The sequence below is a fragment of the Pseudomonas sp. FH1 genome, from assembly GCF_000510895.2.
In the GTDB taxonomy this organism is placed as follows: domain Bacteria; phylum Pseudomonadota; class Gammaproteobacteria; order Pseudomonadales; family Pseudomonadaceae; genus Aquipseudomonas; species Aquipseudomonas azotoformans_A.
On the sequence record NZ_AOHM01000126.1, the window covers coordinates 1 to 23,651 of the forward strand.

Annotated in this window: 18 protein-coding genes and 1 pseudogene; 5 read left to right on the forward strand and 14 right to left on the reverse strand. The window is 61.6% G+C overall.

Annotated elements, in window-relative coordinates; translation table 11 throughout:
• The first annotated feature begins 399 nt into the window (after nt 1-399).
• Nucleotides 400-2,817 carry a glucose/quinate/shikimate family membrane-bound PQQ-dependent dehydrogenase gene (locus H096_RS27225; protein ID WP_033902424.1) on the forward strand — a complete coding sequence of 806 codons (2,418 nt, stop codon included), beginning with the start codon at nt 400-402 and terminating at the stop codon, nt 2,815-2,817.
• A gap of 333 nt (nt 2,818-3,150) precedes the next feature.
• Nucleotides 3,151-3,375, forward strand: coding sequence for a hypothetical protein (locus H096_RS27230; RefSeq protein WP_033902425.1), 225 nt, complete (start codon nt 3,151-3,153; stop codon nt 3,373-3,375).
• A gap of 220 nt (nt 3,376-3,595) precedes the next feature.
• Here the strand turns inward: H096_RS27230 and H096_RS34640 are convergent.
• From H096_RS34640 to H096_RS27295, 14 genes and pseudogenes are all read right to left on the reverse strand, one after another.
• Nucleotides 3,596-3,697, reverse strand: a pseudogene (locus H096_RS34640) (group 1 truncated hemoglobin); the annotation flags it as partial.
• A gap of 108 nt (nt 3,698-3,805) precedes the next feature.
• A complete protein-coding gene (locus tag H096_RS27235) occupies nt 3,806-4,225 on the reverse strand; it encodes a group 1 truncated hemoglobin (RefSeq protein WP_033902426.1) in 420 nt (139 codons plus the stop codon).
• Entirely contained in the window at nt 4,225-5,088 is an 864-nt protein-coding gene (locus H096_RS27240; protein WP_033902427.1) for a DUF3034 family protein, read from the reverse strand. Before H096_RS27240 ends, H096_RS27235 begins: the two co-directional genes overlap by 1 nt.
• 5 nt (nt 5,089-5,093) lie before the next feature.
• Nucleotides 5,094-7,442 carry an EAL domain-containing protein gene (locus H096_RS27245; protein ID WP_033902428.1) on the reverse strand — a complete coding sequence of 783 codons (2,349 nt, stop codon included), beginning with the start codon at nt 7,440-7,442 and terminating at the stop codon, nt 5,094-5,096.
• The gene (locus tag H096_RS27250; RefSeq protein ID WP_033902429.1) at nt 7,426-8,103 is read right to left on the reverse strand and encodes a methylamine utilization protein; all 678 of its coding nucleotides are present in this window, start codon (nt 8,101-8,103) and stop codon (nt 7,426-7,428) included. The genes H096_RS27245 and H096_RS27250 overlap by 17 nt, the downstream gene beginning before the upstream one ends.
• A gap of 210 nt (nt 8,104-8,313) precedes the next feature.
• The gene (locus H096_RS27255) at nt 8,314-10,650 is read right to left on the reverse strand and encodes a GGDEF domain-containing phosphodiesterase (protein WP_033902430.1); all 2,337 of its coding nucleotides are present in this window, start codon (nt 10,648-10,650) and stop codon (nt 8,314-8,316) included.
• Between the two features lie 1,010 nt (nt 10,651-11,660).
• Nucleotides 11,661-12,836 carry an extracellular solute-binding protein gene (locus H096_RS27260; protein ID WP_033902431.1) on the reverse strand — a complete coding sequence of 392 codons (1,176 nt, stop codon included), beginning with the start codon at nt 12,834-12,836 and terminating at the stop codon, nt 11,661-11,663.
• Nucleotides 12,833-13,807 (reverse strand): GTP-binding protein, encoded by a 975-nt coding sequence (locus H096_RS27265; protein WP_033902432.1) that lies wholly within the window; start codon nt 13,805-13,807, stop codon nt 12,833-12,835. The genes H096_RS27260 and H096_RS27265 overlap by 4 nt, the downstream gene beginning before the upstream one ends.
• A complete protein-coding gene (locus H096_RS33675) occupies nt 13,804-14,103 on the reverse strand; it encodes a hypothetical protein (RefSeq protein ID WP_082461892.1) in 300 nt (99 codons plus the stop codon). Before H096_RS33675 ends, H096_RS27265 begins: the two co-directional genes overlap by 4 nt.
• A gap of 13 nt (nt 14,104-14,116) precedes the next feature.
• Complete coding sequence (locus tag H096_RS27275) at nt 14,117-14,866, reverse strand: SDR family NAD(P)-dependent oxidoreductase (protein ID WP_033902434.1); 750 nt, start codon at nt 14,864-14,866, stop codon at nt 14,117-14,119.
• Nucleotides 14,867-14,879: 13 nt separating this feature from the next.
• Nucleotides 14,880-15,641 (reverse strand): SDR family NAD(P)-dependent oxidoreductase, encoded by a 762-nt coding sequence (locus H096_RS27280; RefSeq protein ID WP_033902435.1) that lies wholly within the window; start codon nt 15,639-15,641, stop codon nt 14,880-14,882.
• 10 nt (nt 15,642-15,651) lie between these two features.
• On the reverse strand, nt 15,652-16,992 hold the full coding sequence (locus H096_RS27285) for an MFS transporter (protein WP_033902436.1): 1,341 nt from the start codon (nt 16,990-16,992) through the stop codon (nt 15,652-15,654).
• A 24-nt stretch (nt 16,993-17,016) separates the two neighbouring features.
• Nucleotides 17,017-17,895 (reverse strand): polysaccharide deacetylase, encoded by an 879-nt coding sequence (locus tag H096_RS27290; protein WP_033902437.1) that lies wholly within the window; start codon nt 17,893-17,895, stop codon nt 17,017-17,019.
• 11 nt (nt 17,896-17,906) lie between these two features.
• A complete protein-coding gene (locus H096_RS27295) occupies nt 17,907-19,229 on the reverse strand; it encodes an amidase (protein WP_033902438.1) in 1,323 nt (440 codons plus the stop codon).
• Nucleotides 19,230-19,566: 337 nt separating this feature from the next.
• Between H096_RS27295 and H096_RS27300 the strand changes: the two genes are divergently transcribed.
• From H096_RS27300 to H096_RS27310, 3 genes are all read left to right on the forward strand, one after another.
• Nucleotides 19,567-20,556, forward strand: coding sequence for a GntR family transcriptional regulator (locus H096_RS27300; RefSeq protein ID WP_033902439.1), 990 nt, complete (start codon nt 19,567-19,569; stop codon nt 20,554-20,556).
• Nucleotides 20,557-20,648: 92 nt separating this feature from the next.
• On the forward strand, nt 20,649-23,069 hold the full coding sequence (lon, locus tag H096_RS27305) for an endopeptidase La (RefSeq protein WP_033902440.1): 2,421 nt from the start codon (nt 20,649-20,651) through the stop codon (nt 23,067-23,069).
• 192 nt (nt 23,070-23,261) lie between these two features.
• Entirely contained in the window at nt 23,262-23,651 is a 390-nt protein-coding gene (locus tag H096_RS27310) for a protease inhibitor I42 family protein (RefSeq protein ID WP_033902441.1), read from the forward strand.

Below are 23,651 nucleotides of genomic sequence, written 5' to 3' on the forward strand. Positions count from 1 at the left end.
CGAAAGGATTATTTTGAAAATAAATCCTCAAAGACAGTTGCTCCCACAAAGGCCCTACCACGCTCAGCTTTTGCAGCGACACTTGGTCACTGTTACCAATTCAGAAATGATGCATATCGCGATTCGTCCTTTCTCTCCAAGACAACTCCCTTTATCCTTGCCCGCAACAAACTGAAACGTTTCACTTCCGCGGTCGACCCCATCTTGCCGAATTCCCCCTCTGCCCAAGACAGCGCTGTCTTACACCGACCTGCGCCTGGGGATAAATCGCCCGTCTGTGGATAACCCCACTTATCCCCAGAAAAACCGAATTAACGCTGAACCAAGCCCGTGTCGAATCGTCATCTACAGTGAAGAAACACGGGGATACATAATTCCAACGTCACGGAGAAACACACTATGAGCACTGATGGTGCTTCGAGCCCAAGCCGCCTGCTGCCCAGGCTGCTCGGCGTCTTGCTGCTGATCATGGGCCTGGCCTTGCTGGCCGGGGGTATCAAGCTGACGATGCTTGGCGGGTCGCTGTATTACCTGCTGGCCGGTATCGGCATCACCCTGACCGGCATCCTGTTGCTGGCCACCCGTCGCGCCGCGCTGGGCCTGTACGCACTGGTGCTGTTTGCCAGCACCGTGTGGGCCTTGTGGGAAGTCGGCCTGGATTGGTGGCAGTTGGTGCCGCGCCTGGCGCTGCTGTTTGCCCTGGGCATCGTTATGTTGCTCCCGTGGTTTCGCCGTCCGTTGCTACGTGGCCAACCTGCCCCGCTGGGCACTGGCGCGCTGAGCGTGGCCGTGGTGCTGGCGGGTGCTACCGCCCTGGCCAGCCAGTTCACCAACCCCGGTGAAATGGTCAAGACCGGCCAACTCGACCGCGACGCAGTCCCTGGCATGGCCAGCGCTGCACCGTCCCAGGCCGATGGCGACTGGAACTCCTACGGCCGTTCGGCCTATGGCGACCGCTACTCGCCACTGGCGCAGATCACTCCGGAAAACGCCCATAAGCTGGTGCCGGCGTGGACGTATCGCACCGGTGACATCCCTGGCCCGAACGATCCAGGCGAGACCACCGCAGAAAACACCCCGCTGAAAGTCAACGGCATGCTCTACGTGTGTACGCCGCATAGCCAGGTGATTGCGCTGGACCCGGACACCGGCAAGGAAATCTGGCGCTTCGATCCTAAGATCAGCAGCATGGGCGCCGAGAACTTCAAGGGCTGGGCCCACATGACCTGCCGTGGCGTGTCGTATCACGATGACGCGGCCTACGCTTCCGAGCAGAGCCCGACCGGCAGCGCCAGCCCGGCTGCCGCACCGAATGCCTGCCCGAAACGCATCTTCGTGCCGACCGCCGACACCCGTCTGATCGCCCTCAACGCCGACACCGGCAAGATGTGCGAAGACTTCGGTGACAAAGGCCAGGTCGACCTGCGAGCCAACATTGGTGGTTTCGCCCCAGGCGGTTACTACTCCACCTCCCCACCGGCCGTGACCAAAAACCTGGTCGTGATCGGCGGCCACGTCACCGACAACGTCTCCACCGACGAGCCGAGCGGCGTGATCCGCGCGTTCGACGTGCACACCGGCAAGCTGGTGTGGAACTGGGACAGCGGCAACCCGGACGACACCACCCCGTTGGCCGAAGGCAAGACCTACACCCGCAACTCGCCGAACATGTGGTCCATGTTCGCCGTGGATGAAAAACTCGGCATGCTCTACCTGCCGATGGGCAACCAGATGCCCGACCAATACGGCGGCGACCGTACCGAAGACTCGGAAAAATACAGCGCCGGCCTGACCGCCCTGGACATCGACAGCGGCCACGTGAAGTGGACCTTCCAGTTCACTCACCATGACCTGTGGGACATGGACGTGGGCGGCCAGCCGTCGCTGATCGACATCAAGACCGAAGCCGGCGTGAAGCAGGCGGTGATGGCGTCGACCAAGCAAGGCAGCATCTACGTGCTGGACCGTGCGACCGGCCAGCCTGTGGTGCCGATCCACGAAGTCGCTGTACCGCAAGGCGCAGTGGCTGGCGATCACACCTCGCCGACCCAACCGAAGTCCGACCTGAACTTCATGCCACCGCCGCTCAAAGAGCGTGACATGTGGGGCGTGACGCCGTTCGACCAACTGCTGTGCCGCATCGATTTCAAATCCATGCGCTACGACGGGGCCTTCACGCCACCTTCGCTGCAAGGTTCGATCGTTTACCCAGGTAACTTCGGCGTGTTCGACTGGGGTGGCATTTCCGTCGACCCGGTGCGCCAGATCGCGTTCGTGAACCCGAGCTACATGGCGTTCAAATCCAAGCTGATCCCGGCCGCCGATATTGCCAAGCAAGGTCCACGCGTCAGCGAAACCGAAGGCGTGCAGCCGAACAAAGGCGCGCCGTACGGTGTGATCCTCGAAGCCATGCTGTCGCCAATGGGCCTGCCGTGCCAGGCACCGGCGTGGGGTTACGTGGCGGCGGTCGACCTGACCACCCATAAAACCATCTGGATGCACAAGAACGGCACCGTGCGTGACAGCGCGCCGGTTCCGATCCCGTTGACCATGGGCGTGCCTAGCCTGGGCGGCACCTTCACCACCGCCGGTGGCGTGGCGTTCCTCAGCGGTACGCTCGACCAGTACCTGCGTGCCTATGACGTGAAAAACGGCAAGCAACTGTGGGAAGGCCGCCTGCCAGCCGGCGCGCAAACCACCCCGATGACCTACACCGGTAAAGACGGCAAGCAATACGTGCTGGTCATGGCGGGTGGTCATGGTTCCCTGGGTACCAAGCAGGGTGACTATGTGATGGCGTTTAAACTGCCGGATTAAGCTTCACTGGCGGTAAAAAAAGGCGGCGACCTGTTGAGGGTCGCCGCCTTTTTCATTTACAACACCGATCAGAATGTGGGAGCTGGCTTGCCTGCGATAGCGGTGTATCAGCCAGAACAGCTTTCACTGACACACCGCTATCGCAGGCAAGCCAGCTCCCACATTTAAACGCTCGCTGTAATAACTTATATTGCAAAAAACTCTAAAAAACTGTGATTTATAACAGTAACCAAAAGCAGGTACCCCCCACATAATTTCATAGCGACAAGAGCCCTGGGGTAGAAGTTTTTAATACCGTTCTAAAACTTAACGAACATTGCGATGAGGTGACTTATGACTGGTAGTAAGAATAACACTGTTTCTGATGCAGACGTGGAAAAAGAGTTCGCGAAGCGCCTGAACAAAGGAATGACTTTTTCTTATGTCAACAGTAACGGCGCTGAAGAAACTAAAACTGGAACGTTGAAAAGCTATGATATGAACACAAAAACCTTTGTGGTTTTGTGGCAAAGTGCTTCTACAACTTACGATATGAACCAAGTAACAGGCTTCAAATAAGCCGTATTTTTCATATACAACACAGGTCAAATGTGGAAACTGACTTGCCTGCTCCCACATTTGAACATCATCGTCCGGGGGGGGGGTCAGTGTTTGATCGCCCCCATTGATCGTTCCCACGCTCTGCGTGGGAATGCCGCTTATGACGCTCCGCGTCACGCTTCGGGACGCGGAGCGTCCGGGGCTGCATTCCCACGCGGAGCGTGGGAACGATCAGCCGTCAGTGTTCGATCACTTCGCCGCGCATCAGCGCCAACCGCGCAATCAGGCGGTTCTGTACCGGCACCGCGATGCCCTCTTGATCCATTGCCTTGATTTGATCGTTCCCACGCTCTGCGTGGGAATGCCACTTGTGACGCTCCGCGTCACGCTTCGGGACGCGGAGCGTCCGGGGCTGCGTTCCCACGCGGAGCGTGGGAACGATCAGCCGTCAGTGTTCGATCACTTCGCCGCGCATCACCGCCAACCGCGCAATCAGGCGGTTCTGTACCGGCACCGAGATGCCTTCCTGATCCATCGCCTTGATCAAATCCTCCACCAACGCATTAAAATCACTGCGGCTCACATTTTGCCCCTTATGACTCTCCGCCATGCTATCCCCGGTATAGGTGCACGGCCCGCCCGCCTCCACACAAAACTGTTCGATCAACTTGTTGCGCAAACGCTGGATATCAATGCGACGAAACCGCTCGACGATGCGTTCATCCCGGGCGATGTTCAGCAGCAGACCTTCGACAATCCGCGTGATGCCGGGCATGGCGCCAAGGTCGCGGTACAGGCTGTCATCCTTCGGTGGTTGTTGCGCGCAGGCGCTGAGGCACACGACGAGAACCAGCGGTAACCAGCGCATCAGAAACTCCCCTGCACAGACAGATAAGTGCCGTTCTGATTAGCCAGCGTGGCGATTTCGCCGAGGCGTGCGTAGGCCAATACAAACGACACATGCTTGTTGGGAAAGTAGCCGACGAACACATCCGCCCAGTCACTTTCGCCGGCAAACGACAGGTTGTCGGGCTTCTCGCGGTACTCCACGCCCACCGCCCAGCGCGGGTTGAGCAGCAGCGCCAGCGAGCCTTCCTTGAGCAGGCTGCGGCTGTCGCGGCGGTCGCCGCCAAAGCCAAGCAAACCGATTTCATTCGCCCGGCTGTAGCGCAGGCTGCCGTTGACCAGCACGTTGTAGCCAAACGCGGCGCCCATGAACAAGCGACTGGCGGCGAGGTAGCCTTCGACGTCGCTGTCACGCTTGGCGCCCACCAACTTCGGGATGTCGAAGTTGGTCTGGTGCTTGTATTCCAAGCCCAGGGACACTTGGGGCAAATCGTCGTAGATCACGTCGCCAAACAGTCGCACCTTGAGGCCCAGCACGTCCTGGCCGAGGTTGTCTTCGGGCAGATTGAGCGTGTGCACCAGCGTGCCGAGGTCGAAACGCTGGCGGGCGAAAGACACTTCGACGCGGTTGTCATACGCCAGCGCCAACCCGGCCACGTCCAGCCGATAGTCCGGCAGGTTGACCGTGGTGGCGAACGCCGTGGCACCCCACTCGTGCTGTTCGCCATAACCGGCCAGCACCGCCCACGGCGTGATCCCGCCGCCCGCCGTACCTTCAATGCTGCTGGCGCCACCCGTGGCAATCAGACGGCCGTTATCGGCCCACGCCGTTTGCAGGGTCAGTACACCAAGGCAACCGATCAGAAAAGAAACACGCACCGTCATGCCACTCAATGAACCAGGGAAGTTTGCGCACTGAGGGGCAAGGCCACCCAGGCTTCGAAGGCGTCGGCACTCAAAGGCCGACTGATCAGGTAACCCTGGGCCGTGTCGCACTGCCAACGCTCCAGCAAGCGCAGGCTGTGGGCGTACTCAACGCCCTCGGCGACCACCTTGAGGCCCAGGTTGTGGCTCATCTCGATGGTGGAGCGCACGATCACCGCGTCTTCACTGGTTTCATCGAGGTTGCGCACAAAGGATTGGTCGATCTTCAACTCTTGCACCGGCAAGCGCTTGAGGTGGGCCAATGACGAATAACCGGTGCCGAAGTCGTCCACCGACAGGCCGATACCGCAGTCGCGCAGCAAGTTGAGTACCTTGAGGGCTTTTTCCGGCTCGCGCATCACCGCGCTTTCAGTGATTTCGAACAACAGCTGTTCCGCTGGCAAGCCGTAGCGACGCAACAACGCCGACACGCGGTGGGCCAGTTCATCGCCGAGCAGATCGTCGGCCGAGATGTTCAGCGACAACTGTAGCGACAGGCCACGCCGGTTCCATTCGCACAACTGGCGAATGCCCTCTTCGATCACCCATTGGGTCAGCAACTGGATGCTGCCCGAGCGTTCGGCCAAGGGGATGAATTCCGCGGGCGAGACCATGCCAAATTGCGGGTGTTGCCAGCGCAACAGGGCTTCGGCCTGGCGCACGTGGCCCTGGCGAATATCCAGTTTGGGCTGGTAGTGCAGCAGCAGTTGGCCCTGGTTAGGCGCGTGGCGCAGGTCGCGGATCAGAGTGATCTGGCGGCGGTGTGCCAAGTCGCGGCCCTGCTCGTAGATCTGCAAGCGCCCCGGCATTTGCGCGGCGTCTTTCATGGCGATGGCCGCGCGTTCCAGCAAGGTTTGGGGACTTTCGCCATCGGCCGGGTAGGCCGCGATGCCCAGGCGGCAATCCAACGCCAGGTCATGGCCATTGATGCGCTGGGGACGCAGCAACAGTTGCTGAAGTTTGTCAGCCATGCCCACCGCCTCGTCACTGCCCGCGCCTTCCAGCAGCAGCAGGAACTCATCGGCGATCAGGTGTGCCAAGGTGTCGCCGGGGCGCAGCGCCGCCTGCAGGCGCTGGCTCACCGTCAACAGCAATTGGTCCACGGCTTCGGGGCCGGCGGCTTCGCTGGCGGCGCGCAGGTTGTCGATGCCCAGGTAAATCAGCGCCATCGGTCGTTGCAGGGCAATCGCACTGCCCAGGCGCTCCATCGCCAGCGCACGATTTGGCAGGCCGGTGAGACGATCATGCAGGGCGTTGTGCGCCAGCTGTTGTTCACGCTCGGCAATCCCGCTTTGCATGGTGTTGACCGCCAGCGCCAGGCGCCCCAGTTCATCACTGCGCGCCAGCACGACCGGGGTCTGGTAGTCGCCGCTGCGGATTCGCTCGGCCGCCAGCGCCAGCGCCTGCACCGGGCGCGACACCGTACGGGCCAGCAGCAAGGCACCGACCAGAGACGCTATCAGCGCGACCAAGGCTATCCCGAGGATCTTTTCATCCAGCGGCACAAACGCCTGCATCGCCGCGTCCAGCGGACTTTGCAGCAAGGCCAGGACTTTGCCGTTTTCATCGCTGGCCAGGACCAACGACTGGCTGAGAAAGCTGTGTTCAAGATGATCGGTGGTCGACACGCCACGGCGCGTCGAGTCGCCTTGCATCAATACGCTGATGCTCTCGCGCAGCACCTGTGGCTGGGTGCTGACCAACTCGCCAGGGCGGTCATGGTCAATCGCCAGGAACGAGACTTCCAGGTTGCTCAACGAACGCAGCTCATCGGCAAACGCTGCGTCCATGCTGAAACCCATCACCACCCGCGCAATCGGCAATGGCGCCAGCACCGAAGCCTCCACCAACAGATGCGGCTCGCCTTGCAACGGCACCATCAACATCGCCTGGCGATTGCGTCGTGCTTCGCGCAAGGCCTGGTCGTAACGAAAGGTCGAGCCCTCCGGGACTTCCTCCAGGGTGCTGGCCAGGACTTTGCCGTCCATGCCCAGCAGGATCATGTCGCTGGCGTTGATGCGCTTGCCGTGGTTGAGCAGCACCGAGCGCATCGTCGCCGAATCTCCACTGGCGACCGCATCGCGAAAACCGAAGTCGGCGGCCAACAGCTGAACGCCGTCAGCCAGGCGCCGACCACGAACATCGAGCAAGCGCTCGAACACCCGCGTGCCCACTTCCAACTGGGACAGGGCCTGGCCGTGTACCGCCGAGCGGGTCGCCACCTTGACGCTGAAGTACAGCGCGCCGATCACCACCAGCGACAGCAGGATCAGCACACTGGCGACACGCGCCTGGAAACTACTGCGCAGTTTCACGGACGGCTCGATTGAAGGCATCACCAAAGGCGCTGGGCGTCGGCGGCAGATCCGCGGACGCAGGCTCCAGGCTCATTGAAACCCGATGGCTCAGGCCCGCAGCGGGGATTTTCAAGGTACCGCCGTCCAGCGGTTGCATACCCGCCAACTGCGGGTGCCACAGGGTCAGGTGGTAGTCACCGGCCGGCAGTTGCTCCAGGCGCACGCGTCCCTCGGCATCGCTGACACCGAAGCGTGGATCATCGGTCACGTAGATATAGCCGAGCATCCAATCATGGATATTGCAGCCCAACACCACGACCCCGGGCTTGTCGAACAGCAGCGGGTCGGATGGCGTGCCCTCGTATAGCCGCAGCTCAAAGCGCTTGGCGGTGGAAAACGAATAGACCTGATGACGAATATTGTCGCTATTGGGGAAGCGCACCTGCGTGCCGGTATGCACCGCCAACACATGGGGCGCGAAGCGTTGGCCGCGCTGGTCCATATCCGCCTTGAGCACACCCTCGGGCGCACCAACCGGGCCCCGCACGGTCACCACCGCATCGGTCACCGGGCGGCCATCGGCCTGGTAAGCCAACACCTCAAGTGTCGCCGCAGGCACAAGGCCGGCCGCCGCCAGCAACAGCGCAGCAAGGGATAACAGAGAGAAAGTCCGAGCCATGGTCGATCCGCAGAAAAGGGCTAAAAGAGCGGCCAGCCTTGGCACAACAGCATTGAACTGCGAGCATGATGACGCAAATAAGGCCAATTGCCATCACTGGACATGCATCAATACATGACCGCCGGTCGGCAAAAACCTATGCAACCGGTCAGGCTCTGTAGAGGTTATCGACCCCGTCTTGAAAATCTGTAGTCGATGGGAAGGGCTTATCTAGATCGGCACCCGTTCGCGACGCATCCACATCTCGAACGCCATGGCATTCAAGGGCCGACTGATCAGGTAGCCCTGGGCAGTGTCGCAATTCCACTGTTTGAGCAGCTTCAGGCTGGGGGCGAATTCCACGCCCTCGGCGACGACCTTGAGCCCAAGGTTATGGCTCATCTCGATGGTGGAGCGCACGATCACCCCGTCGCCACTGGTGCTGTCGAGGTTGCGTATGAAGGATTGGTCGATCTTCAACTCCTGCACCGGCAGGCGCTGCAATTGCGCGAGCGATGAATAGCCGGTGCCGAAGTCATCCACCGACAAACTGATGCCGCAGCCGCGCAACTGCTCCAACACACTGAGGGCCTGTTGTGGGTTGTGCATGATCGCGCTTTCGGTGATCTCGAAAATCAGTTGCTCGGCGTCCACCTGATATTGCATCAACAGCGCAGTGACACGAATCGCCAGGTCATCATCAGCCAAATCATCCACCGAGATATTCACCGACAGCTGGATCAGCATGCCGCGCTGCGACCACTCGGCGATCTGGCGGATGGCTTCTTCAATCACCCACAGGGTCAGGCTGCCCATGCTGCCGGTGCGTTCGGCCAAGGGGATGAACTCTGCCGGAGACACCTGGCCGAGGGTCGGGTGCTGCCAGCGCAACAAGGCTTCGGCCTGGCGTACGTGGCCATGCTTGAGGTCGAGTTTGGGCTGGTAACACAGGAACAACTCACCCTCGATGGCCGCTCGACGCAGGTCACGAATCAGGGTGATCTGACGTTGGTGGGCCAGGTCGCGGTCCTGCTGGTAGATCTGCAAATGCCCCGGCAGGCTGGCCGCGTCATGCCGGGCGATGGCGGCGCGGCTGATCAACTCTTCCACTTGCTGGCCGTCGGCCGGGTAGGCGGCGATGCCGATGCTCACTTCGTGGCGCAGCTCGTCATGGCCGATGCGCTGCGGCTCGGTGAGCAGCGCGTAGAGACGGTCGGCGCGGGCCACGGCGCGATCAACCTCAGTGTTTTCCAGTAGCAGCAGGAACTCACTGCCAGCGATACGCGCCGCCGTATCGCTGGCCAACAGGCTCATGGACAGGCAGCGACTGGCTTCGCGCAGCATCTCTTCAACGCCTTCAGGGCCGAAACCTTCGTTGATCACCCGGTAATTTTCGATGCCGACGTACAGCAACACCACCGGCCGTCGCGCACTGATCGCACTGCCCAGGCGCTCCATGGCCAGGGCGCGGTTGGGCAAACCGGTCAATGGATCGTGCAGGGCGTTATGCGCCAACTGCCGCTCACGCACGGCAATGCCGCTTTGCATGGCATTGAAGGCGCGGGCCAGCAAGCCGAATTCATCGTGACTGCGTACTCGCACCGGTGTGCGGTAATCACCGGCACCGATACGCTCGGCCGCCTGCACCAGGGCATTGAGCGGGCGCGATACCCGTCGCGCCAGAAACAGCGCGCCGGCCAACGACACCAGCAGCACTGCCAGGGCAATCCCGAGGAACTGCCGGTCCAGCGGCGCAAAGGATTCCAGGGCATGGTCGAGTGGGCTTTGCAGCAGCACGCGCACTTCATCGCCATCGTCGGTGTTGGCCAGCGGCAGCACCTGGCTGAGTACCCGCTGGCCATAGAACAAGTGGATTTTCGGCTCGGGGTCGACATGCCCCTCGCGCAACAGGCTGAGAGTGGCGGCCTGGTAAGCATCCGGCTGCGTGCTGTACAGCGGGCCGGGGATGCCGTTTTGCACGCTGAGGAACGACACCTCCAGATTGCTCATGGAACGCAGCTCATTGGCGAACAGCTTGTCCATGGGAAAGCCCATGACGATGCGTGCGATGGGCAACTCGTCGAGCACTTCATCCTGCACCAACAGATACGGCCGTCCGTCCAAGGCCACGATCAGCATCTGCAGGCCCGTGCGCCGGGCATGGCGCAGGGCGTTGTCATAGGGGAAAAGCTGGCCGCGCGTGAGGATGGGCAAGGTGCTGACCATGACCTTGCCGTCCAGGTCCAGTACGAAGACCTCGCTGGAACGGATGCCCGTGCCGTGGCGACGCAATGCAGCCAGAATCGGCACAGTCTTGCCTTCGGCCACAGCTTGTTTGAACGGGAGGTCGACGGTCAGCCAGTCGAGCCCGTATTGCAGGCGCCGACCGCGCAGGTCGATCAGGCGCTCGAACACTTGGCTGCCGGTTTGCAACTGGACTTGCGCCTGGTTTTCCACGGCGCGGGTGGTGGCGGTCTTGACGGCGAAATAGGTGGCGCCGACCACCACCAGCAATAACAGCGCCAGCACCCCGGCGATGCGGGTTTGGAACGTGTGGCGCCACCTCATTGCAGTGCCCTCTGGCAGCGTTCGCCTCTCTCTGCCATTACGTCCCTTTGTCATGTGCATTCCTTGCGACTGCTGACCTGGCGTCAAAAAAATATCCATTTGGATTGAATATTAGGTCTTAGGAGATTAGCTGGGACTTGGGTTAAGTGCACCCAATAAAAGCGGGGAGTTTGGTGGCGGTTTTTTGGCGACAATGGGTTGGCTGGGAGGGGGATTGAGTTGAGTACATATCCGTTATTTGGGTAACGGCTGATATGGGTTCCGCCCTTACGGCGGGTCACTTTGCAAAAGCGGCAAAGTAACCAAAACGCTCTTGCCCCAACACTCGGCACCTCGCTTAGGCTCGGTGTGCCCTCACTCCGGCTTTGGAGCGTGGGCCGCCGCGATGGGCCATCCTTGGCCCAGCGCGGCTAACCCGGCGTCCTGCCGGGTTACCCACGGATTCAAGCCTGCGTTCGGCCAGCGTGTTTGACGGGGCGCCTAAGATCAAAATCAAAAGCGAAAGCGCGGCGGCCTGGTAGCCGACCGGTTTCTGGAAGCCGGTCTCGGTCCAAATGTGGGAGCGGGCTTGCTCGCGAAGGCGGGGTGTCAGCTATTACATCTTTGACTGATCCACCGCTTTCGCGAGCAAGCCCGCTCCCACAATTTAGATCTCCTATATCAGGTAGATATCACTCTGCTCTGGCTCTGGCTTTGCTTTAGATCTTGATTTTGATCTTAGGCGCCCCGTCAAACACGCTGGCCGGAATTCGGCAGGGATTTGGGGGGTAAACCGGCAGGGATGCCGGTTTAGCCGCCCCGCGCCATGGATGGCGCGTGGCGGCGGCCCCCCAAATCCCTGTCGGATTACGGGCACACCGAGCCTAGGCGAGGTGCCGAGTGTTGGGGCAAGAGCCCTTTTGGTTACTTTTGGCTGGGCCGGCATTCCGGGCTCTTTTCCAAAAGTGACCCGCTGTAAGAGCGGAACCAATATCCGCCGTTACCGAAGAAACGGATATGTACTCAATCAATCAAACACACCGAGCCCGCATAAAATCCCCCCACCTGCGCACCAGATAATTATGCTCATCCATCACCGAATTCCACACCGCAATGTGCCCCATACGCGCCTCATAAGACCCCCCATCCCGCACCTCACCCACATCAATCAACGGCAACCCATCACTCCCGAGCAACTCCTCCCGAGCAGGCTTGCCGGCATACCAGTAATCCCACTCCGCACTGCTCAAGTGATCCCGACTCCGCGCCGGATTGCCAATGTAATACCCCTGGCGCGCCATCACCGCCCCAGGCCACCCCGACAACCACCAATTCAAATACGCATAAGCCGCATCCAACACCGGCCCCTTCGCATGTCGCGACAACGACAACCCACCAAACCACGCGCGATAGCCTTCACGCGGCACCGCCAAGCGGTATTTCACACCCGCGCGATGAAGGCGCATCAAGGTCGGCGACCACAGGCTCTGGATATCGATACTCGGGCTGAGCATCAATTGCGCCGCCTCTTCATCATCAGACCAGAACGCCGCAAAGTGCCCCTCCCTCTGCTTGCGCACCAGGATATCGGCGAGCACGTCGATCTCCTCGATGCTCATATTGCCGATGTCCCTGAAACTGGCCAGCCCCGCACCCTGCACCGCCAATGCAGCATCCAGCGCGCCGATGGCGGCATCACTTTGCAAAGCCGTGCGTGCACGCCAAGCAGGATCGAGCAGCCAGCCCCAGCTTTCATTACCGTGGCAAAAGCCTTCGGGCAAGCGTTCGGGGCGGTAGGCGAAACTATCGGCGTTGTGGGTCAGGGGCAACATGCTGATGCGCTCGGTGACCGTGCTGCCGAGGCTGCCGTCGTGCTGCACGAACAACCGTTCGCTGGGCACGCTGCCGCTGCCCAGTCGGTCATCCGGTGATAGGCGCCCACGCTTGGGCAGGTCATTAATCTCGTGCCACAGCGCAATGCGCCGGGTGTCGATAGGCTGGATGGCCCGAGCCGGCCACACGAAGTCGACGTTGTGGAACCATTGGTCGTAGAGGTCGTAGCTCTCGGGTTGCATCACCGCGATGCGCTGGGCCTGCTCGACATCGTGCACTTGGTAGACCAGGCGAATACCCAGTTCCTGTTCCGCACGGACGCGCAGGCATTCAAGCAGGGTGACGGAGGTGCCGAGGACGCGCAGAGTGATCATGCCGCGAACCGCCGCGAGAACACGTTGAAGGAGCGTCGCAACAGTTCGGGGTCTAGGCCACGCAGGATAAACACCAGACGCGACTGCCGATCGGTGCCCGGCCATGCAGACAAATGAACCGGCGCATGCAGGCAATGCTGCACACCATGAATGACGATGGGAGCGTTACTGGCGTTCACGTTGAGCAGCCCTTTGACACGAAGGATTCGTTCGCCGTGGCATCTTAACAGCATCGACAACCACACCCCGAAACCCACCCAGTCCAGCGGCTGGTCGAAGGTCAGGCTGCACACTTGGGCGGCGCCGTGGGTAGCGGTGGTGGTGCGATGCAGTTGCCAGCGACTGACTTCCACGGCGGGTTCGGCGCTGCGCAGGCCTTCGCCGAGCAACAGTTGATCGCCGCTGTGGATGTCGTGGGTATCGAGGATCGGCGTACCGGCATTCAGCGCCTGCAAGTGAGCGCATAACGCCGTGCAATCGCCGGCCAGGTCGGTCTTGCTCAACAGCAGGCGATCCGCCGCCGCCACCTGCGCCAGCCATTCCGGGTGCAGGCGTTCTTGCAGGTCGGCGTGGCTGGCATCGACCAGGGTGATCACCAAGCCAATATGGAAACGCCCGCGCAGTTGCACGTCGTTGTTCAGGGTGGCAAGAATCGGCGCCGGGTCGGCCAGGCCGGTGGTCTCCAGAATGACGCGCTTGAACGCCGGGATTTCACCACGCTCGCGGCGTTGCAGCAGGCCGAGCAGCGCGTCCTTCAGCTCGCCTCGGATCGAACAACACACGCAGCCGCTGGGCAGCAGTACGGTGTCCGGCGCGACTTCTTCCACCAGCAGATGGTCGATGCCGACATCGCCGAATTCGTTGATCAGCAGCGCCGTGTCGCCCAGGCTCTCGCCTTGCAGCAGACGCTTGAGCAAGGTGGTCTTGCCGCTGCCGAGGAAGCCGGTGATGACATTAAGGGCGATGCTCATACGGATGACTCCAGATGATCCAGCAAGCGTGGGTCAAGGGGATCCAGCGAACGGCCGAGCATCGTCTCAGCCGCCTGCCAGAGTTGATCCAGACCGCTAGCCAATTCCTGCTTGCCGGTAGCGCCCAGCAGCAGATACGACGCCCCCTGGAAATCTTCGACCTTAAGCCGGAACACCGCCAGCACCTGATTGATGGCGGCGATTCGGCGCAGGCGTTCGCGGCGTCGGGGCAGTTCGTCGCCCAAAGGATCGCTCCAGTGCAAGTCTTCGCCGAGCAAGCCGCAGAGTCCACACATGGCTATACCTCACTCATGGCATGACATCGCCGGAGTTCGGACCCAGGGTCTGACCGACGAACAGGTTGCCACCGGGCTCGCTGACCAGCAGCACCGCCGTGGGCGCCACTTCATCCGCCAGGCCGAAGCGCCCCAGGGGCAGTTCCTTGGCCTTGGCACGTTTCCAGTCGTCGCTGATACCGCCCACCAACGGCGTCTCGATCGGGCCGGGCGCGATGGCGTTGACCAACACATTGTCCTTGGCCACTTCCAGGGCCAGGGACTTGGTGAAGCCGATCACCCCGGCCTTGGCCGCCGCGTAATGGGTCAGCTCGGCGCCGCCCTTGATGCCCAGTTGCGAGGCGACGTTGATGATCCGTCCCCAACGCTGCGCGAGCATATGCGGCAAGGCGCGCTGGCTGGCGACGAACACGCTGGTGAGGTCGACGCGCAGCATGTCGTTCCACATCTCGATGGACAGGTCGACGCAGCGCGCCTGGGTGAGCATACCGGCGTTGTTGACCAGGATATCGATGCCGCCGAAGTGTTCGACGCAACGGTCAACGCTCGCCTGGGCACCTTCGACAGTGCCGACATCGGCCAGGCATTCGAACACCTCGGCGCCGAGGTTGCGGCAGGTGATCGCCGTTTCCGCGAGGCTGGCAGCGTTGCGGTCGGCCAGCACCAGGCGCGCGCCTTCAGCGGCGTAGGCACGGGCGATGGCGGCACCGATGCCGCTGCCAGCGCCGGTGATCACCGCGCGGCGGTTTTCCAGTTGTCTCATGTTCATTCCTCAATCAGTCCGGCCAGCGCACGGTAAGGCCACCGTCGATGACAATGCTTTGCCCGGTCAGATAGCTCGACGCGTCACTGGTCAAAAACTGCACCAGCGACGCCACTTCATCCGCCCGCCCTACCCGGCCCAACGGAATCGCGTGCGCCGCTTTGGCCAAGCCTTCCGGCCCCAGCGAGTTCTTTGCATCCAGCGACTGCGGCGTCTCGATCAACCCAGGAATCACCGCATTGCAACGAATGCCCTTGGCCGCCAATTCCACCGCCAGCGACCGGCACAGCCCCGGCACGCCAGCCTTGGCCGCCGCGTAGTGGCTGTGTTCCTGCCAGCCATACACGCCGCCGGCAATCGACGAAATCGCCACCAGCGCGCCGCCTGCATGCATATGTCGAGTTGCCGCGCGGAAGGTGCGCATCACCCCCGTGAGGTCGACATTGAGCATTTCGTCCCACAACGCGTCGGTCATCTCCAGCAAGGGTGCGCGGCGCAGCAGGCCGGCGTTGGCCACGGCGTAATCGAGTCGGCCGAAATGCTGGATGGCTTGCGCGGCCAGTGCATCGACCGAAGCGGTGTCACCCACGTCCAACGGCAGCATCAGGCACTCCCCGCCCGCCTCGTCCACCAGGCTGACGGTGGTCTGCGGGTCATGGGGATCGGCCGGGTAATACCCGCCGACCACCGCTACGCCATTACGGGCATAAGCCACGGCGAGGGCTTGGCCGATGCCGCTGGCGGCACCGGTAATCAAGGCAACTTTACGGCTCATCGAACACTCCTTACTGAACGGTTTCCGGACGCACATGACGTGCGGCAAACATCAAGGCGCCAGACAGGAAGCACGGCAGCGCACCGAACCACAGCGCAGCGGTCTGCCAGTCGCTGCCAGCGGACAACACCTGGGTCGCGCCAAAACCTGCGACTACCGCACCAATCGGGCCCATGGCATGGATGATTGCGCCACCGGTGGCGCGGATGCTGGTGGGGAAACTCTCGCTGATAAAGAACAGCGCCGCCGAGTACGGCCCGATCAGGAAGAACAGGCCCAGGCTGTACAGCCCGACCACCATCGGCATATTGCTTGGGCCAAACAGCATCCCGGCAAACGACAGGCCGCCGAGCATCCAGCCCAGGCCGATCACGTTGCGACGGCCGATCTTGTCGCCCATCCAGCCGTGGCTGAGGTAACCGCAATAGCCGACCAGGTTCGACAGCACCAGGATGATCAGCGAGTTCTCGAACGAGATGTGGTGCACGCTGATGATCACCGAGGTACCGAGCACGCTGAACACCTGGATCGCCGCCCAGTTGAGCAACAGTGCCGCGCCAATCACTAAGGTGGCGCGACGCGCCGGGCCACGGAACGCGGCTTTAAGGCCCGCCTTGCTGTGTTCGTCGTAATCCACGCCGTAGGTCATGGCGACGTTTTGCGCTTCTGTGACGGCGCCGCTTTTACGCAATTGGCTGATGCGCTGGTGGATCTGGAACTGCGGGCTCTCCTTGAGCTTGCGCGCCATGATCGCGATGACGATGGCCGGGATCGCGGCGAAGATGAAGCAGCCCTGCCAGCCAATGACCGGCAGCAACAGCGCGGTCAAACCGGCGGCAATCAAAGCACCCACCGGCCAGCCGCCCTGCACCAGGCTGTAGATAAAACCCCGGCGCTTGGTCAGGCGCGGATCCTCAGAGGCGCCGTACAATTCACTCAAATACGTGGCGTTGACGGTTTCCTCGGCATACCCCAAACCGCCCAAGGAACGGATCAAGATCAGCGGCGACTTACCCCACGCCCCGCCAATCGCCGTCAGCGCCGAGCACAGCGCAGAGCCGGCCACCGTGAAGATAATCCCGGTGCGCCGCCCCAATTTGTCCACCACCGGGCCGATGGCAAACGCGACCACCGCCGTGCCCACCGCCACCCACGTCGCGATTTCCGCTTGCTCCACTTCACCCCAGCCAAAATGCCGACCGATCTCCGGCAACAAGGTGCCGAACAGGATGAAGTCATACACCGCAAACACCCAGGCGAAAAACGCGATCCAGGTGGCGAAACGCACCTCCTTGGACGTCAATTGCCGGGGTTTCCAGCCAGTCAGGTCAAGCTTGTTGTAGATGGACATGGGTCGCGCCTCAGGAATAAGGGGTCAGGTACGGGGTTGGCGGCGGATGAAGTCGTCGGCGATTTCGTCAAAGGTGACGAAGCGCACGCCGGCATGGCTCTGGATGTGTTCGATCAGGCGCTCCAGCATCAGCAGCACTTGTGGGCGGCCGGATACGTCGGGGTGGATGGTCATGGTGAACACCGCGTGTTCGTGTTCGCGGTAGACCCAGTCGAACTGGTCGCGCCACATTTCTTCCAGGTGACGCGGGTTGACGAAGCCGTGGCTGTTGGGGGCATTTTTGATGAACATCATCGGCGGCAGGTCGTCCAGGTACCAGTTGGCCGGGATCTCCACCAGGTCGGTTTCTTCGCCGCGCACCAGGGGTTTCATCCAGGTGTCGGGGTGCTGGCTGTAGTCGATCTTGGTCCAGCTGTCGCCCTTGCGCACGTAGTAGGGGTGGAAGTCGTTGTGCATCAGGCTGTGGTCGTACTTGATGCCTTTTTTCAGCAGCAGTTCGTTGGTGACCTTGCTGAATTCCCACCACGGCGCCACGTAACCCGTCGGGCGTTTGCCGGTGACCTGGGTGATCAGCTCGATGGATTTATCCAGGACGATTTCTTCCTGCTCGGCGGTCATGGCGATGGGGTTTTCGTGGCTGTAGCCGTGCACACCGATTTCGTGACCGGCGTCGGCCACGGCTTTCATTTGCTCGGGGAAGGTTTCCATCGAGTGGCCAGGGATAAACCAAGTGGTGCGCAGGCCGTAGCGCTCGAACAGTTTGAGCAGGCGTGGCGCGCCGATTTCACCGGCGAACAGGCCACGGGAGATGTCGTCCGGCGAATCTTCGCCGCCGTAGGAACCGAGCCAGCCGGCGACGGCGTCAACGTCGACGCCGAATGCACAGAGAATGTCTTTAGCCATGATGTGTCTCCTTAAACGTTGAGTACGGATTCGACGGACAACGCTGCGCGCAGCAGGCGAGCGTCTTCCCCCGTCGGGGCGCTGAGCAGCAGCCCGGTGGGCAGGCCCTGGGCATCGCGGCCGCTGGGCAGGTTCACGCCAGGCATGTCGAGCAAACTGCCGGGCATGGTCAGGCGCAGGGTGGCGAGGTTGGTGTTCACAAACAGGTCGTCGTCGGCTTCCAGCGGTGCCAATGCGGGTGCGACGTGGGCGACGGTGGGGATGATGAGGATGGCGCCGTCGAGGTCGTCGACCAGTTGCTGTTGCAGGCGGCGGCGGGCATCGACCAGATGCAGCAGTTGGCTGGCCGGCAGCGTGCGCGCGGCTTCGAGGCGGCGGCGTACACGCGGGTCGAGTTGTTCGGCGTCAGGGCTGTCGAGCAAGGCTTCGTGCAGGGCGAAGGCTTCGAAGGAACCGAGCCAGCCGTGGTGTTTGATCAGGTCGAGGGTGGCCTGGAAGGTCGGGCATTCGCGCTCTTCGATCAGTGCGCCGTGGGCCTTGAGTTGCTCCACGGCGCGCAGCAGGTTGTTGCGCACAGCGGGTTCAACATCCTGTTGCGCCAGCACAAAACGCTGACCCTTGAGGCTGCGGGCGGTGTGGGTTTGAGTGCGGCCATGCAGCAGATCGTCAATGGCCAGGGCATCACGCACACTGCGAGTCAGCGGGCCCAGGCTATCGAGGGTATGGGCCAACGGGAACACGCCGTCGCGGCTGTAGCGTCGGCTGCTACTGCGGTACCCCACCAGGCCGTTGAAGGCAGAGGGAATGCGGATCGAACCGGCGGTGTCGGTGCCCATGGCGATCGGCACGATGCCAGCGGCGACGGCCACGGCTGAACCGGACGACGAACCGCCAGGAATGCGCGGTTGGTCAGTGCCATGGGGGTTGTGCGGCGTGCCGAAATGCGGGTTCAGGCCCAGGCCGGAATAGGCCAGTTCGCTGAGGTTGGTCTTGCCCACACTGACCATCCCGGCGCGGCACAGCAGACCTACGCTTGGTGCGTCGAGCAACGCGGCAGGCGCAGTGCGGCGGTAGGCCGCGCCCGCAGTGGTGACGCTGCCGGCCACGTCGAACAGATCCTTCCAAGCCAGGGGCACGCCGTCGAATACGCTCAACGGCTGGCCGGCGCGCCAACGGGCGGCAGCGGCTTCGGCTTCGCGACGCGCACGCTCGGCGGTCAGGCTGATAAACACCGCCGGGACCTCACTTGCCTTTTCGAGTGCCTGTTCGAGGATTTGCACCGGATCGCTGCGACCGCTGGCGAAATCCTCGGCCATTGATGTGGCGTCTGACATCAGGGTGACCCTCATAAAACGTACATATTAATAAAATGTACATTTTACAAAGGCAGATTTCGTGCCAGTCTTTCTCCGGGAGCATTTACGCAATCAGGGGATTTCGCCCAGAACTACGGGATAGATGGTTTTAATCAGCCGGAAAAAATCTTGCCAGGAAGAAGGAAAGCGCCTTCAATGAAATAATGTATCTTTTATTAATAAGTACATTTTGGTGCAGAAAAGTAACATTCCCCGATTCCGAGCCCCACAAAGGTGCCACCGCTGTGGCGCAGGGTGACAGGCGTAACTTATGAGAGAATCCCCGGCCACCGTCCTACAAGCCCCAGAGAAAGCGATGAAAGCAGCGTCCGCCTCGGCCTCCCGTTACGCGATGATTCACCAGGTATTGCGTGATGCGATCGTCAACGGCACCGCGCGCCACGGCCTGGTCTTGCTGGAAGCGCCGCTGGCCGAATTGTTCGGCACCAGTCGTGTGCCGGTGCGTCGGGCCTTGGACCTGCTGCATGAGGAAGGGTTGATCTGCCGCTTCAACGGTCGGGGTTACCTGATCAACCCCGACGGCCTGGCCATGGAACCGCTACGCTTGCCCTTGAGCCATGCACACCTGGGCCTCAACGGCGAAGATGAGTTGGTGGATACGCGGCCACTGGGCGAGCGCATCGTCGAAGAGATCGGCGCGGCGTTGTCCACCTGCATTGCCTTCGGCCATTACCGCCTCGATGAGCAAGCCGCCGCCGACCACTACGGCGTCAGCCGCGCGGTGGTGCGTGAAGCGCTGATGCGCTTGCGCGACCGGGGATTGGTGGAAAAAGAGCCCTACTCCCAATGGCTGGCCGGACCGCTGACCGCCCGTGAAGTCACCGAAGACTACGAACTGCGCGCCTGCCTGGAGCCCGAAGCTTTGCGCCAAAGTGCGCCGGGGCTGGACCGCGAGATGCTGGAAGCGATGTTACAACGCGTGCTGGACGCCCAGGACAGCGCCCATTGCAGCCTGGAGGCCATCGAACAGATCGAGGAGGACTTGCACCAGCGCTGCCTCGCCGGCCTGCAGAACCGCAAGATCGCGGCGTTGATCCGCCAGGGCCAAAGCCCGATGATCATCAGCCGGATTTTCTACCGTTTGCTGGGGATCGGCGCCGATCCGGCCATGCTGGCCGAACATCGGTTGATTCTGGAATTACTGCTGCACGGTGCATTTGATGCAGCGGCGTTGAACCTGCGTGAGCACCTGCAACGGGCGCGGCAGCGCATGCTGCAACGGTTGAAAGTGTTGTCAGTGCTGCCGGAGCAGCCATTGCCGAGCTATCTGCATAAGATCAGCTGAATTCATGCAATTTGTTGCTAACTTCACGCGACCATTGAAACCACCGCTACCCCGCCCCATCTAACCTGCATACTTCCTTATGCAGGTGCCCCATGAGCGACCAGCAAGAATTCCCTGATTACGACCTCAACGACTACGCCGACCCCGAAAACGCTGAATCCGCCTCGTCCAATACCGGCCTGGCCCTGCCTGGGCAAAACCTGCCGGACAAGGTCTACATCATTCCGATCCACAACCGGCCTTTCTTCCCGGCCCAAGTGCTGCCGGTGATCGTCAACGAAGAGCCGTGGGCCGAAACCCTGGAGTTGGTGAGCAAATCCGACCACCACTCCCTGGCCCTGTTCTTCATGGACACGCCGCCGGAAGACCCGCGCCACTTCGACACCTCCAGCCTGCCGCTGTACGGCACCCTGGTGAAGGTGCACCACGCCAGCCGCGAAAACGGCAAGCTGCAATTCGTCGCCCAGGGCCTGACGCGCGTGCGCATCAAGACCTGGCTCAAGCACCACCGCCCACCGTACCTGGTGGAAGTCGAATACCCGCACCAGCCGAGCGAGCCGACCGATGAGGTCAAGGCCTACGGCATGGCGCTGATCAATGCGATCAAGGAACTGCTGCCGCTCAACCCGCTGTACAGCGAGGAGTTGAAGAACTACCTCAACCGCTTCAGCCCCAACGACCCGTCGCCACTCACCGACTTCGCCGCCGCGCTGACGTCGGCCACCGGTAACGAGTTGCAGGAAGTGCTGGACTGCGTGCCCATGCTCAAGCGCATGGAAAAAGTGCTGCCGATGCTGCGCAAAGAGGTTGAAGTCGCGCGCCTGCAAAAAGAACTGTCCGCCGAGGTCAACCGCAAGATCGGCGAGCACCAGCGCGAGTTCTTCCTCAAGGAACAACTCAAGGTCATCCAGCAGGAACTGGGCCTGACCAAGGACGACCGCAGCGCGGACGTCGAACAGTTCGAGCAACGCCTGGAAGGCAAAGTGCTGCCGCCCCAGGCGAAAAAACGCATCGATGAAGAATTGAACAAACTGTCGATCCTCGAAACCGGTTCACCGGAATACGCGGTGACACGCAACTACCTGGACTGGGCCACTTCGGTGCCGTGGGGCGTGTTTGGCGAGGACAAACTCGACCTGAAACATGCGCGAAAAGTGCTGGATAAACACCATGCGGGCCTGGATGACATCAAGAGCCGCATCCTTGAGTTCCTTGCGGTGGGTGCCTATAAGGGCGAAGTCGCCGGTTCCATCGTGCTGCTGGTCGGCCCGCCGGGCGTGGGCAAGACCAGCGTGGGTAAATCCATCGCTGAATCCCTGGGCCGGCCTTTCTACCGCTTCAGCGTCGGCGGCATGCGCGACGAGGCCGAGATCAAGGGCCATCGCCGCACCTACATCGGCGCCCTGCCGGGCAAGCTGGTGCAGGCGCTTAAAGATGTGGAAGTGATGAACCCGGTGATCATGCTCGACGAGATCGACAAGATGGGCCAGAGCTTCCAGGGCGACCCGGCGTCGGCCTTACTGGAAACCCTTGACCCTGAGCAGAACGTCGAATTCCTCGACCACTATCTGGACCTGCGGCTGGACCTGTCCAAAGTGCTGTTCGTGTGCACCGCCAACACCCTGGATTCCATCCCCGGCCCACTGCTGGACCGTATGGAAGTGATTCGCCTGTCGGGCTATATCACCGAAGAAAAAGTCGCTATCGCCAAGCGCCATCTGTGGCCGAAACAGCTGGAAAAAGCCGGCGTGTCGAAAAACAGCCTGACCATCAGCGATGGCGCCTTGCGTGCGTTGATCGACGGTTACGCCCGCGAAGCCGGGGTGCGTCAGTTGGAGAAACAGCTGGGCAAACTGGTGCGCAAGGCGGTGGTCAAGTTGCTGGACGAGCCGGATTCGGTGATCAAGATCGGCAACAAGGACCTGGAAAGCTCCCTGGGCATCCCGGTATTCCGCAACGAGCAAGTGCTGTCCGGCACCGGCGTGATCACAGGCCTGGCCTGGACCAGCATGGGCGGCGCGACCTTGCCGATCGAGGCGACGCGTATCCACACGCTCAATCGTGGTTTCAAACTCACCGGGCAGTTGGGTGAAGTGATGAAGGAGTCCGCGGAAATCGCCTACAGCTACATCAGCTCGAACCTGAAGTCGTTTGGTGGTGATCCGAAGTTTTTCGACGAAGCCTTCGTGCACTTGCACGTGCCGGAAGGCGCCACGCCGAAAGACGGCCCGAGCGCCGGGGTGACCATGGCCAGTGCGCTGCTGTCGCTGGCGCGTAACCAACCGCCGAAAAAAGGCGTGGCCATGACCGGCGAGCTGACGCTGACCGGGCACGTACTGCCGATTGGCGGCGTACGCGAAAAGGTGATTGCGGCGCGGCGCCAGAAGATCCATGAACTGATCTTGCCGGAGCCGAATCGCGGCAGTTTTGAAGAGCTGCCGGAGTACCTGAAGGAAGGCATGACGGTGCACTTTGCCAAGCGTTTTGCGGATGTGGCGAAAGTGCTGTTCTGACAATTATGTAGTACCCGCCCTGGCCTCATCGCGGGCAAGCCCGGCTCCCACCTTTGAATGTGTTCACCCATCAAAATGTGGGAGCGGGCTTGCCCGCGAAGGCGCCAGTCGCCACAGCGCAAATCCCTCCTTGTCACACCTTGTCTCATCTTCGGTTATGCTCGCCCTTCGTCGTGAATCAACGGAGCCCCCATGACCGCTGCCCGCCTGCTTCTCCCCTTGAGCCTTGCCCTGCTGGCCGCGTGCGCCAGTGCACCGAAGCAAAACGTCACCGTGGATAACCAGAGCGCCTGCCCGCTCCAGCTCAAAAGCGGACAAAACCTTATCCTCACCCTGCCAAGCAACCCCACCACCGGCTACCGCTGGGCCATCCAGGACTCCGCTGGCGGCGTGCTGCGCGCACTGAGCCCGGAGGTCTACAGCAGCTCGGAATCCGGTGTGATCGGTGGCGGTGGCCAGTCGACCTGGCGTTTCCAGGCTTTCGCAGCCGGCCAGGGTCGTTTGCGCCTGACCTCCCAGCAACCCTGGGAGCCGGAAGCCGAACCCGTCGAAACCTTTGACTGCGCCATCACGGTGAACTGA